The organism is Bradyrhizobium huanghuaihaiense, assembly GCF_007830635.1.
Lineage (GTDB): Bacteria > Pseudomonadota > Alphaproteobacteria > Rhizobiales > Xanthobacteraceae > Bradyrhizobium > Bradyrhizobium huanghuaihaiense.
Genome location: NZ_VLLA01000063.1, coordinates 1 through 11681, shown reverse-complemented (window position 1 = coordinate 11681; position 11681 = coordinate 1). Strand labels below are relative to the sequence as shown.

At 59.5% G+C, this 11681-nt stretch carries 15 protein-coding genes and 1 pseudogene; 13 read left to right on the top strand and 3 right to left on the bottom strand.

Annotation, left to right across the window (positions count from 1 at the left end; all coding sequences use genetic code 11):
• Window positions 1-343, top strand: a 343-nt coding sequence (locus IQ16_RS43890) for a transposase (protein ID WP_208751671.1), incomplete at its 5' end; no start/stop codon positions are given.
• A 570-nt stretch (window positions 344-913) separates the two neighbouring features.
• Here IQ16_RS43890 and IQ16_RS43885 read toward each other — a convergent pair.
• Complete coding sequence (locus tag IQ16_RS43885; protein ID WP_011084616.1) at window positions 914-1117, bottom strand: hypothetical protein; 204 nt, start codon at window positions 1115-1117, stop codon at window positions 914-916.
• Between the two features lie 416 nt (window positions 1118-1533).
• Between IQ16_RS43885 and IQ16_RS46265 the strand changes: the two genes are divergently transcribed.
• Window positions 1534-1710, top strand: coding sequence for a hypothetical protein (locus tag IQ16_RS46265; RefSeq protein ID WP_161966260.1), 177 nt, complete (start codon window positions 1534-1536; stop codon window positions 1708-1710).
• 556 nt (window positions 1711-2266) lie between these two features.
• Here the strand turns inward: IQ16_RS46265 and IQ16_RS43870 are convergent.
• A complete protein-coding gene (locus IQ16_RS43870) occupies window positions 2267-2959 on the bottom strand; it encodes a secretin N-terminal domain-containing protein (protein ID WP_020608155.1) in 693 nt (230 codons plus the stop codon).
• Window positions 2960-3129: 170 nt separating this feature from the next.
• On the opposite strand from IQ16_RS43870, the gene IQ16_RS43865 reads away from it, so the two are divergent.
• Genes IQ16_RS43865 through IQ16_RS43815 form a run of 11 tightly spaced genes read left to right on the top strand, consistent with a single transcriptional unit; the run spans window position 3130 to window position 11565 of the window.
• A complete protein-coding gene (locus IQ16_RS43865; RefSeq protein WP_011084620.1) occupies window positions 3130-3642 on the top strand; it encodes a nodulation protein NolB in 513 nt (170 codons plus the stop codon).
• Window positions 3643-3650: 8 nt separating this feature from the next.
• Window positions 3651-4514, top strand: a complete 864-nt coding sequence (sctJ, locus tag IQ16_RS43860; RefSeq protein WP_011084621.1) for a type III secretion system inner membrane ring lipoprotein SctJ — start codon at window positions 3651-3653, stop codon at window positions 4512-4514.
• 11 nt (window positions 4515-4525) lie between these two features.
• Window positions 4526-5164 carry a nodulation protein gene (locus IQ16_RS43855; RefSeq protein ID WP_011084622.1) on the top strand — a complete coding sequence of 213 codons (639 nt, stop codon included), beginning with the start codon at window positions 4526-4528 and terminating at the stop codon, window positions 5162-5164.
• Window positions 5161-5781, top strand: coding sequence for a type III secretion system stator protein SctL (sctL, locus tag IQ16_RS43850; RefSeq protein WP_011084623.1), 621 nt, complete (start codon window positions 5161-5163; stop codon window positions 5779-5781). The genes IQ16_RS43855 and sctL overlap by 4 nt, the downstream gene beginning before the upstream one ends.
• Complete coding sequence (gene sctN, locus IQ16_RS43845) at window positions 5778-7133, top strand: type III secretion system ATPase SctN (RefSeq protein WP_011084624.1); 1356 nt, start codon at window positions 5778-5780, stop codon at window positions 7131-7133. The genes sctL and sctN overlap by 4 nt, the downstream gene beginning before the upstream one ends.
• A complete protein-coding gene (locus tag IQ16_RS43840) occupies window positions 7109-7645 on the top strand; it encodes a hypothetical protein (protein ID WP_011084625.1) in 537 nt (178 codons plus the stop codon). Before sctN ends, IQ16_RS43840 begins: the two co-directional genes overlap by 25 nt.
• The gene (gene sctQ, locus IQ16_RS43835) at window positions 7642-8763 is read left to right on the top strand and encodes a type III secretion system cytoplasmic ring protein SctQ (RefSeq protein ID WP_011084626.1); all 1122 of its coding nucleotides are present in this window, start codon (window positions 7642-7644) and stop codon (window positions 8761-8763) included. The genes IQ16_RS43840 and sctQ overlap by 4 nt, the downstream gene beginning before the upstream one ends.
• On the top strand, window positions 8756-9421 hold the full coding sequence (sctR, locus tag IQ16_RS43830) for a type III secretion system export apparatus subunit SctR (protein WP_011084627.1): 666 nt from the start codon (window positions 8756-8758) through the stop codon (window positions 9419-9421). The genes sctQ and sctR overlap by 8 nt, the downstream gene beginning before the upstream one ends.
• 2 nt (window positions 9422-9423) lie before the next feature.
• Window positions 9424-9699, top strand: coding sequence for an EscS/YscS/HrcS family type III secretion system export apparatus protein (locus IQ16_RS43825; RefSeq protein WP_011084628.1), 276 nt, complete (start codon window positions 9424-9426; stop codon window positions 9697-9699).
• Between the two features lie 10 nt (window positions 9700-9709).
• Entirely contained in the window at window positions 9710-10531 is an 822-nt protein-coding gene (sctT, locus tag IQ16_RS43820; RefSeq protein WP_011084629.1) for a type III secretion system export apparatus subunit SctT, read from the top strand.
• Window positions 10528-11565 carry an EscU/YscU/HrcU family type III secretion system export apparatus switch protein gene (locus IQ16_RS43815; RefSeq protein ID WP_145832230.1) on the top strand — a complete coding sequence of 346 codons (1038 nt, stop codon included), beginning with the start codon at window positions 10528-10530 and terminating at the stop codon, window positions 11563-11565. Before sctT ends, IQ16_RS43815 begins: the two co-directional genes overlap by 4 nt.
• Before the next feature lie 9 nt (window positions 11566-11574).
• On the opposite strand, the pseudogene IQ16_RS43810 reads toward IQ16_RS43815, so the two are convergent.
• A pseudogene (locus IQ16_RS43810) lies at window positions 11575-11681 on the bottom strand (IS5/IS1182 family transposase); the annotation flags it as partial.

Sequence of the window (11681 nt, the reverse complement as noted above, 5' to 3'; positions counted from 1 at the left end):
TTTCATGAACAGCGTCACCGCGACTTTTCCGAACCGCAAGCTTCACGTCATCCTCGACAACCTCAACACCCATAAAAAGAACGAGGACTGGCTCAAGGCCCACCCCAACGTGCAATTTCATTTCACGCCGACAAGTGCGTCATGGCTCAATCAGGTCGAAGTATGGTTTTCCATCTTGCAGGGGCAGTCGCTCAGCGGCACCTCCTTCACGAGCCTCAAGCAGCTTCAGGAACACATCGATGCCTACGTCAACGCATACAACGACAGAGCCGAGCCCTTCGTCTGGACCAAGAAAAAGGTCCGTCAACGCCGTTTCAAAGGCCGCCGTATCACTCAGCTCTGATTCCGGGTACTAGGTGCGGCGGCCTCGATGAGGATCTTAGCTCTTAGCGTGATAGGGGCAGTCTGAGCTTTGGCGCCAATTCGTAGCGACAAATACGCCATAACTCAGGATCAGGCAGCAGCAACATGCCTCGATGCTGAGGGGGAGCGGTCCCCGGAGTTCTGCAGATATGGGCGCAGCGAGCGCCAAGTCTGCCTATGTTCCGGAAAATCTCGGAGGATCTCTCTAGCGCACGATCTCGCGGGCGGCTGCAGAACCAATCGAGGATAATAGATGACGAAGTTCATCGGCGGGGAGCGCTCGGGCTCGCTTAGAACGTCTGGTGCCCTGGCTAAAGAGCGCTCCTGATGAACCCTCATCGAAGAATATGTGACACGGCGGCATGAGCAAGTCGCTGCGGCGTCTTCCGAAAGTTGCGAGGTCCTGCAGAACGGCCGCACCGCCTGCCTGGAGGATCACCTAAGACGGTCTAGCGGCTGCTGTTGCCAAGTCCGCCTGCTTCACCCGATCGTTTTCGGTTCGGCTTGCCGTCCGTCAGGTCCTCCCTGTGCGCGTCTGATAATCCGGCCTTCAGCCATCATCTAGCTCGCTCATAGCGTCATCCATGTCTGACTGGGTATCGCTTATGACCTGGGTAGCGACGGCAACCAGAGCTTTTTCGAAGGCCCGCTGCAACAATGCTGCGTGCGAGTTGTCGCCGCCGTTCGCGGCGTTATCGGTGTTTGTGCCAGCGTCTGGCGCCGTTGCTGCGATATCGGCTGCGCCTGTGTCCATGTCATAAAACTCAGATAGCGGCGGTGCCGCGAGATGACCTATTCCTTTCGTGCTAGCAGGGGCAGCTTGCAAGAAGCTGACGAAGAGTGAGGCCGGATTGATGCCGCGATTCGTGCCCCGAGTGATCTCAGGTGGTCCGGTGTTTGGAGGTTTGTGCGAAGAACTGTGCTGGTTCTAACAACCGGTATGTTGAAGGTATTTAGGGGGGCCGGTCATACCCAGACTATCCTGATCCGCAACGCGCTTACCTTCATCTCGACGACATGGATCGCCTCGCGGTCCTTTCTGGCGGAGCTTCAGAAGACCCAGGTTGGGGCGGTCCCGCCTGCAATGGCCGGGCATGCGAGGGGCCGGCGTGCGGCGGCTCATCCTGAAAAAGGGGCGGTGCGCGATGGTCCTGCATGCGATGTCCCCGCTTGAGGCTCACCGTGCCGTGGCTCGGCTTCCGATGGGCCGACATCCAGAGTCTGCCATATCACATCTTGATCGAAGCCGGGATGTTCCTCGATCGCCTGAGCTATGGCCTGCGGCGAGAGATGCTGCTGGCCGTTGTCCGGCTCTGGCGCAGCGACGGCCGCAGGCGCGGCATATAGATTATCCTGCCAACCCGAGTCTGGCCCAAGGGGATGCGCTAAATCTGGGTAAGGCGGATAGAGGTGTCCTGTCTCCAAGTATGGAGAGTAGGGATGGCCCGCGTCGAGATAGGGTGAATAAGCCTCGCCCTGCAGCACTGGATGGGCGACTCCCTGCGCCGAAGCGGGAGCCTCTGAACCGCTGAGCTGCCGCTCGAACTCGGTTGCATCTGTAGCCGTCCGTGCTGTGTCGGGCTCCGGGCTCGTATTCGCCGGGGCGACTGCATTGAAATCCACCCTGTTTCTCCTTCCAACTGATGACGCGCATTGAGCTATGCGAAGCCTCAGCTAGCTCGGAAGCGCGCGTGCGGAGGCCCACATTGATCTTTAATGCCTCGCACTGCGTGAAGGCAGCGCTACCCAATTTCCCTCGAGCATCCGGTCTCTTATCCATCTATCGGGCTGCCTCAAGCAGGGCAGCCGTCAAGACCTCGCAGGCTCATGCTGGGGGCTTTAGCTTTCGAAAAGCTGACGATCGGATGCGACTTCAGTCGGAGCGGTCTTGCATCTTCGACCATCACTTCTGGCCTGGACCGGCTTCGCGCACAGCGCCCCCATGAAGCGGCGTTTCGGGAGAAGCTTCCGGCCGCCCGTCCCGGAAGACCGTGCTCGAGGAGCCGCGAAACAACATCAAAACCGACTCGTGTTGTGACCTCTCGGCGGCGGGACTGCGCCGGGCCTGCGCTTCCGCCACAAGGCCCTTGAGGGTCTGGTCCACCAGCGCAACAAATCTGGGTGGGCCAGAAGCAAGGATGAGGCCCTCTCCCGGGGCAGGTTTCACGATATAGCGCTCATCCGAGATGTTGAGCGCGTCGAGCGCGGCCTTGAGCGCATCGAAGCTGATTGGGTTCAATACAATGAGCCGGCTTTGCGCCTCTTGGGCGGCGGAGATGTAAAGGACAAGTCCGTCATAGTACCACTGGAGATTGTACAAAGCAGTCAAACGGTCAAGGAATTCTCGTGGCGGCAGGTCCGGCATTCGTCCACGAATCCGGCCCCTGACGTCGGCGCTGACATTGACCCTGATATTGAGATTGTTTCCGAACTCCTGCAGCGCCGCAGCAAGATCCTGATCGAGAACGGTGTAGCTATAAGGGGCGGGCGGCAGCGAAAGGGATGCAGCAGACGTGCGCAAAATTCCGACACAGATGAGAACACCGGCACAAAAAATTCTTTTTAAGATATGTACCACCGTGGACCGCGCGAGCATTCCTTGACGCCTTCCGCTCATTATGAAGTTAGAGTTTCGCCGCAGCTTGGAAGCCAAACGTGATCATTAGATGACCAAGTCAACCTGATCTCCGTCAGGTTTTCGTCAGCTCGGCAGCCTATGAACTTGATCGGTTCATCGGCTAAAGCTTAGGTCATCAAACCAGCACAATGACACACTCCATGTTGTTAGGCGCAACGCCGATCCCTCCCAGTTCAGCCGGTTGTCTTTCCGGTGCCTGCTCTCCGGCAGCTGCTGGCGAGCAGGCGCGTTTCGAGCAGTCCCTGGCGCAAGTAGCTCCCAATCAGGGGTCTGCTTTCCCGACCGCGAATCCACCCGCAGCGACTCCTCCGATATTGGAGGTCCAGCGCACGAATGTGCTGGCAAGTCCGCCGGGCGACCGAATCCTCCAAACCCTTTCCGGCATCTACCAGGGTCGAGCCGTTTCTCCGGCGATTGCGCCGGCTGTCGTAAATGGGGTGCAGCCTGGGCCGGCTGCGCAGCCACTTTTGCCGGCGGATAACGCCGGAGCCAATGCGGCTGTTAAGCCGGTTGGAGCTGATTTCGAATCGATGATGACGAATCTGCGAGACGTCTACAAAGACGTTGTTCAGGTTTCCCTCGTCTCCAAGGGCACCAGCGCCGTCAGCTCGTCGCTAAACAAGCTGCTATCGGCCGGCTGAGTAAGCTGATGACTGGCGATATGAAGAGGGGGAGCTCCGGCGGCCGTCAATCGTGGCGACGGCTTCGCGTGTTTCTTGCTATGCCCCTTCTCCTCTCGCTGATCGGCTGTAAGACCGATCTCTACACCAAAATTCAGGAGCGCGAGGCTAATGAGATGCTCGCGCTTCTCCTTGGCAAGGGCGTTGATGCTGTCCGTGTTGTCGCCAAGGACGGAACCAGCACAATCCAGGTCGAGGAAAAGCAGCTCGCTTATTCGATTGACCTGCTCAATGTTGAGGGGCTGCCGCGCCAATCCTTCAAGAATCTCGGCGAGGTGTTCAAGGGATCGGGCCTCGTTGCCTCGCCGATCGAGGAGCGGGCACGATACGTTTATGCTCTAAGCGAAGAATTGTCGCGCACGATCAGCGATATAGATGGCGTCCTTTCAGCACGCGTTCACGTCGTTCTGCCGAAGAACGACTTGTTGCGGCAAGGTGCGACCCCATCCTCGGCATCGGTCTTCATTCGACATGGCTCCAGCGCGAGGCTTTCGGCACTATTGCCGCAGATCAAGATGCTCGTCGCAAACAGCATTGAAGGGCTGTCCTATGACAAGGTCGCCGTTGTCTTCGTGCCGGTCGAGCGCGCTCCAGTCGAGCAGTCTGCCGGTCCGGGAGTCCCTGTGGCTCAGTCAGCAAGAGCCGGCTCATCGCCGTTACTTGCGCTTGCTGTAGGAAGCGCCGGAGCGGTATTCGGCATCGTCGCTTGCGTATTGCTGGGCCCGCGCATGCGTCAGTTTGGAAAATCATCGCGTAAGCTGAGCGTGTTCGGTAGGGGCTCGCGCCTGTCTGCTGACCAAGCGGCGGGCAAGATGATTGCTGATGCGTCATAGTCTGGACGCTCATGCCGCCATCAATGTCAACCACAGCCACAAAAACCAATCGCTCGTTCACGCTCGCAGCCGATCGGCTGCGCGAGCTTGCTGCCTCGGCCGATCCCGGTCGTTTCGCCGGGCTTCTTGACCCGCTGCTTTCACCTTCCACTTTGGCTCGGCTACAGCAGAGTGCCAGGCTACAGCCAAGGCTCGCCGAACTGCTTTTGGGCAGCAAGGGGGAGGTGAGCTGCGGCGACTGGAGCGAAGATGCTCTCCTGGGGCATGATCCGCGGCGGGCTGCGCTGCTCGCGGGCGGCATTTGGCATGCACGCTCCATCCTCAAGCTGTTCTCCAGGCACGATCTGCCTGTGTTGGTGGAGTTGATCGGTGCCGAGGCGCATGCTTTCGCAGTCCGGCATTTATCCTGCGCCGTCGCAACGGCCCCGATCGCCGATCCAGAGCAATTGTCCCGACAGATCGAATATGACGGGCATGCTTGTCTCGGCGCTTGGCTCGAAGAGACTTCATCGCTTGCTCGTATCCGCGTGCTTCTACGCTTGCCCGCTGGGACGGCCGCCGAGAGCTCAACTGCCGAGCACCGTAGCGCAGCAGGCCCGCTGCTTTCCCTCGTCATGGCTCATTTGCGCACTGAGGATGCTGGGGCATGACGGCCGATGCCCTCGCACCACCCGCGGCCCCGAAGATTCGGGCTCTTGGACCGCTGATCCCAGCTGCGCAGCTTGAGATCTGGCACGATGCCATACAGGCGCTGGCCGCTGCCGAGCGGCATCTGCAGCGGGTTCGAGGGTGGGCACGCCTGGCTTATGAGCGGGAACGTGCGCAGGGCCGCGCCGAGGGTGCAAAGGCTGGCGCAGAGGAAATGGCCCGGCTGATTGCGCAGGCGACTTGTGAACTGGCCCAACGCAAGGCGGTTCTGGAGCGGGAATTGCCGCAACTGGTCTTTGAGATCGTTCGCGATCTGCTTGGCGCATTTGATTCGGGCAAGATGCTGGTCCAGTGCGTTCGTCATGCCATCGAGCAAAGATATAAAAACACGGAGGTCTGCCTTCACGTATCCCCACTGAAAGCCGACCTGCTAGCCAGTGAGTTCAAGGATTATGACGGACTTGAGGGCCGGCCGAAGCTCAGGATTGAGGCGGATCCGGCGCTGAGCGCGGACCAATGTGTTTTATGGAGCGAGTTCGGCAACGTCGATCTTGGGCTTGCCGCGCAGCTGCGCGCGCTGCGCCTCGGCTTTGGCTTGACGGAGGAAGCTGAATCGTGACCGTGCAACGACCGACCCATCATGCCGCGGCCGCAGAAGGAACCGTAAAGGCCGCACTCTCATCCTTAAGATCTTCCGCCAAGCACATCGATACACGCGCTGTCCGCGGCCGGATCACGCGGGCCGTGGGCACGCTGCTGCACGCCGTCTTGCCGGAGGCCAGGGTCGGAGAACTGTGCTTATTGCAGGATCCTCGCAGCGGATGGTCGCTCGAGGCCGAGGTAATCGGTCTGTTGCCGGATGGGGTGTTACTCACGCCCATCGGGGACATGGTGGGGCTGTCCAATCGCGCAGAGGTGGTGACGACCGGGCGAATGCAGGAAGTGGCTGCCGGCCCCGATTTGCTCGGCCGCGTGATCGACAGTTTTGGCCGGCCGCTCGACGGCAAGGGCCCTATAAAAGCCGGCGAAGCCAGACCGCTGCGCGGCAGGGCGCCTAATCCGATGAAACGGCGCGCGATTGAACAGCCGTTCCCGCTCGGCGTCCGTGTCCTGGATGGTCTTCTCACATGCGGAGAAGGTCAGCGGATCGGAATTTATGGTGATGCCGGTTGCGGCAAGTCGACGCTGATGTCGCAAATCGTAAGAGGCGCAGCGGCCGACGTCACTATCGTTGCGCTGATCGGCGAGCGCGGTCGAGAGGTGCGTGAATTCATCGAACGTCATCTTGGCGAAGCCCTTCACCGTTCCGTCGTTGTGGTGGAGACTTCCGACCGTTCGGCGATGGAGCGGGCCCAATGCGCCCACATGGCGACAGCGCTAGCCGAATATTTTCGTGATCAGGGCCTTCGCGTCGTTCTGATGATGGATTCTTTGACGCGCTTTAGCCGCGCCATGCGTGAAATCGGACTTGCCGCAGGAGAACCGCCGACCCGGCGCGGATTTCCGCCATCCGTTTTTGCACTGTTGCCGGGCTTGTTGGAGCGCGCCGGCATGGGCGAGCATGGCTCCATTACGGCCTTCTATACTGTGCTTGTCGAAGGTGACGGCACGGGTGATCCGATAGCGGAAGAATCACGCGGCATCCTCGATGGCCACATTATTCTCTCCCGCGCGTTGGCCTCCCGGGAGCATTTTCCGGCGATCGACGTGTTGTCGAGCCGCAGCCGCGTCATGGATGCGATCGTGTCCGTGCCGCATCGCAAGGCGGCATCCTTTTTCCGTGATCTGCTGTCACGGTACGCTGAGGCCGAGTTCCTGATCAAGGTCGGTGAATACAAACAAGGCTCTGATCCGCTGACCGATCGGGCGATCGCCTCGATCGAGCAACTGCGGGCCTTTCTGCGCCAGGGGCAGGGTGAGGCGTGCAGCTTTGAGGAGACGATCGCATGGATATCGCGTCTGACCGCCTAAGTCCCGTTCACGCCTCGAAGCTGCGGCTCGTAAAGGACATGCGGGAGCGAAGCGCCATTCGTGAATTGTCTAACATGGAAGCCAAGCGCCACCTTGCGATCCAAGCTGTCCAACGAGCTTTCGAGCATCTTACACATGCCGAAGAGCGCCGGGCAAAGCTCGAGGCAGAGCTCTATCGGGAGATGCTAGCAGCCGATGCGATGTCTGTTTGCGAGCTGCAGCGGCGCTATCATCTCATCATCGGCCGGCTCACAGACGAGATTGCAGCGGCGCAGCAGGTTCTTGAAAATGCCCGTGCTGCTCAGGCGCAAGCTGAGACTGCGGTTCTTGAGGCGAGGGCCGTTTGGGCCAGGCGTTCAGCGGCGAGCCAGAAATGGCGTGAGATTGATCAAGACGTTCGGCGCACCACGAGTGCTCATTTCGAAGCCGCCGCCGAAATCGAAGCTGATGATGAAGTCTTGCTCCGCTACCGGCGCGGCCCGTCAGGGCAGACGGGAGGTGAGCCAGCATGATTGCAGATCCTCTCACGCGCGAGCTCGGGGCCTGCGGCGCGGAAGCCGCACCGGCCTCGGACCGGCCGGCTGAGCGCGCAGCCTTCATGCCGTCGCTGATCCTGTCGCACGCAGTGGCCTCGTGGCTTAACGAGATCACAGCGTTGCGTGCGCCTCTACAAGGCCTCCTCGGCGAGAAGCCGCTATCTGTGCGCGTGAGCCGGACCGTCTGGCAGGCGGAGCCGGCTGCGGCACCGATGCTCGACTGCGTCTTCGAAGTAGAAGGTGAAACCTTGATCCTGTCCTTGCCGGGTAAGCTTGCGGAAGCGCTGGTTCGGACCGTGCAGAATGGGCTTACCTTACCTTCTGAGCCGGCGCGTTCGCTGGTCCTGGAACTTGCGCTTGAACCCTTGCTTGCTGCGCTGGAAAGAATGACGCAGCGGAATCTGCAGCTTGTTCGCACCGAGGAAGCGCGGAGTACGCAGCCTTATCTTGAATTTGACGTCGCCTATGGTGAGCTCGCCAGCAAGGCTCGGCTGCTTCTATTCTCTCCGTTCGACGGTCCGGTGCCTCCGGCTTTCACCGTCCTCGGCGAGCTGCTCGGCCGATTACCGCGACAGGCGGCCAGGCTGCTTTCCGAACTCCCGGTCATCGTTGCAGGCCATATCGGCTCGCTCCGCGTCGCGATCGGCGTTCTTCGCCAAGCAGAGCAAGGCGATGCGCTGCTCCCGGACACAATTCCACTCGCGCGAGGCCAAATTGTTCTCGTTGCAGACCGATTGTGGGCCCCTGCAGAGATTGGCGGCGACAGGCTGGTGCTGCGAGGACCATTCCGCTTGCGATCCCACCCTCTAAAAAGTGAAGATGTGATGCCCCAAAACCAGATGCAACAGCAGCCCCCGTCAGAGGCGGATATCGACAGCATCGAGATCACACTCGTATTCGAATGTGGCCGCTGGCCGATGCCGTTGGGAACCTTGCGAACCATCAACGAAGGCCACGTGTTCGAACTTGGCCGGCATCTTGACGGGCCGGTCGATATCGTTGCGAACGGCCAACGTATCGGCCGAGGCGACATCGTGCGGATCGGCGAGGAGCTCGCCGTCAGGTTACGCGGCAGGTTGGCGCTTAATGACTGAAATTCAACCCAGCATCCTGGCGCTTCTTGCAATAACGGTCGGCCTTGGTCTCCTGGCCTTTGCTGTCGTCACAACTACAGCCTTTATCAAGGTCTCGGTTGTTCTCTTCCTCGTGCGCAATGCGCTAGGAACTCAATCGATACCGCCGAACATCGTCCTTTACGGAGCGGCACTCATCCTGACCGTCTTCATCAGCGCTCCAGTCTTCGAGCAGACCTATAACCGCCTTACCGATCCGCAACTTCGCTACCAGAGTTTCGATGACTGGGTGATGGCCGCCAAGGAGGGACAGGAGCCGCTGCGTGTTCATCTGAAGAAATTCACCAATGAAGAGCAGCGCCGCTTCTTCCTGTCATCCACCGAACATGTCTGGTCGGAGGAGATGCGCGGCAGCGTAACGGCAGATGATTTCTCAATTCTTGTGCCGTCGTTCTTGATTTCCGAACTCAAGCGGGGCTTCGAAATCGGTTTTCTTCTCTATCTTCCCTTCATCACGATCGATCTGATTGTCACCACGATTTTGATGGCCATGGGTATGTCGATGGTATCCCCCACAGTGATATCTGTCCCCTTCAAGCTCTTTCTGTTCGTCACTATCGACGGCTGGTCACGTCTCATGCACGGGCTAGTACTAAGCTACACCACGCCAGGAGGTTGACCATGAACGAAGCCAGCATCCTTACGCACCTCAGTCAATCGCTCGTGCTCTTCATGATCTGGGTTCTGCCGCCGTTGCTCGCAGCTCTGATCTCCGGACTGATCATTGGCCTTATCCAGGCGGCAACTCAGCTCCAGGACCAAACCCTGCCACTGACGGTCAAGCTTCTGGTTGTCGTCGCCGTGCTCGCCGGTTTTTCCCCGGTTCTCAGCGCCCCGCTGATCGACCAGGCCGAGCGCATCTTCAGCGAGTTTCCGGCACTCACCGCAAGATACTAGCAGAGCTTGGATGGCTGGCCTGTCACCCGCAGAGGCGCAAGTTCTCGTTCAGGGCTCGATCGAATTCGTCGCCGCAACCGGCCTGAGTGCGGCCCGCGCCCTAGGCATCATGCTGGTGCTTCCTGTCTTCACCCGGCCGCGTATCAGCGGCCTCATTCGGGGAAGCCTGACGATTGCGATTGGCCTGCCTTGCCTTGCTCAGATCAAGCTCGGTCTGCAGGCCTTGGACCCGAACACGCGCTTGGTTAGCGTTACCATGCTTGGCGTGAAGGAGGTGTTCGTCGGTCTGATGCTCGGCATCCTGCTCAGTATTCCACTATGGAGCATACAGGCAGTCGGCGACATCATCGATACCCAACGAGGAATTTCAAGCCAAGTTGCGGGGGAGGATCCCGCGACGCACAGCCAAGCGACTGGAACCGGGCTCTTTCTCGGTGTTACGGCGGTTACGATCTTCGTTCTGGTCGGCGGGCTGCAGACCATGGTGAGCGGCCTTTATGGCAGCTACCTAGTGTGGCCTGTCTATCAGTTTTTGCCTGCCTTGACAGTGCAAGGGGCAATGGAGTGTCTTGCCCTTCTCGATCGTATCATGATGACGACCTTGTTGGTCGCCGGGCCGGTTCTGGCCCTGCTGTTGCTGGTGGATATCTCGGTCATGATGCTCGGCCGTTTTGCATCTCAGCTCAAGATGAACGATCTCTCTCCGATGATCAAGAATGTTGCATTCGGGGTCATTATGGTCAGCTACACCGTCTATCTGCTCGAATATGCCGGTTCTGAAATCCTGACCTCGAACGACATGCTCGATCATCTGAGGAAGCTGTTGAAATGAGCTCTACGAGTGAGGAGAAAAAGCTTCCTCCGACGCCCAAGAAGCTGCGCGATGCGCGCAAGAAGGGGCAGAGCGCGCGCAGCTCCGATCTAGTGAGCGGCGTCAGCGCCTGTGCCGGTTTCGGCTGTCTGTGGTGGCGAGCGGGTGCCATTGAGGACAAGTGGCAGGAGACGGTCCGGCTGGTCGATAAACTGCAGGAGCAGCCGTTCACAAGCGCGGTGCCACAAGCGCTCAGCGGCTTGCTAGAACTTTCGATTGCCACTGTCGCTCCGTTGCTCGCCGCTGCCGTGACAGCAGCTCTTCTGGCCAATGTCCTGGCCAATGGCGGCTTTATGTTTGCTTCGGAGCCGCTCAAGCCGAAGCTCGAGAAACTCGATCCCATCAAAGGCTTGAAGCGTATCGTCTCGAAACGTTCGGCCATCGAGCTTGGCAAGACCCTGGCTAAAGTGGTTTTGCTTGGTGCGATCTTCTTTTTAACCGTGACCGCGAGCTGGAAAGCGCTGGTGTACCTGCCAGTCTGCGGCATGGGCTGTTTTGGTTTCGTCTTCACCGAGGTTAAACTGCTGATTGGCATTGCCGCTGGAGCTTTTCTGGTCGGCGGATTGGCTGACCTTCTAATCCAGCGTTGGTTGTTTATGCAGGACATGCGCATGACGGAAACGGAGGCCAAGCGGGAGAACAAGGAACAGCAAGGCAATCCGCAGGTGAAGCGCGAGCACCGGCGGCTGCGGCAAGAGTCGGCAAACGAGGCTCCACTCGGCATCAGCCGGGCCACGTTGATATTGCGGGGACCGGCAACGTTGATTGGTCTGCGCTATGTTCGCGGCGAGACCGGTGTGCCGGTGTTGGTCTGCCGTGGCGAGGGTGAAGCTGCTTCACAGCTGCTTGGTGAGGCGCGCGCGCTTCGCCTCAACATTGTGGAGGACAATGTTCTGGCGCGTCAGCTGCTCGGCAAGGCAAGGCTCGGCAACCCGGTGCCTTCGCAGTATTTCGAGTCAGTCGCAAAAGCGCTCTATGCGGCGGGGATAGTCTAGGGTCCAGACTCAATTGAGCCAATATGCGACGAGAGCGGCGAGATGAACAGCGGCCAAAAAATTACGGGCGAGCTTGTCATATCGCGTGGCGATGCGCCGGAAGTCCTTGAGCCTGC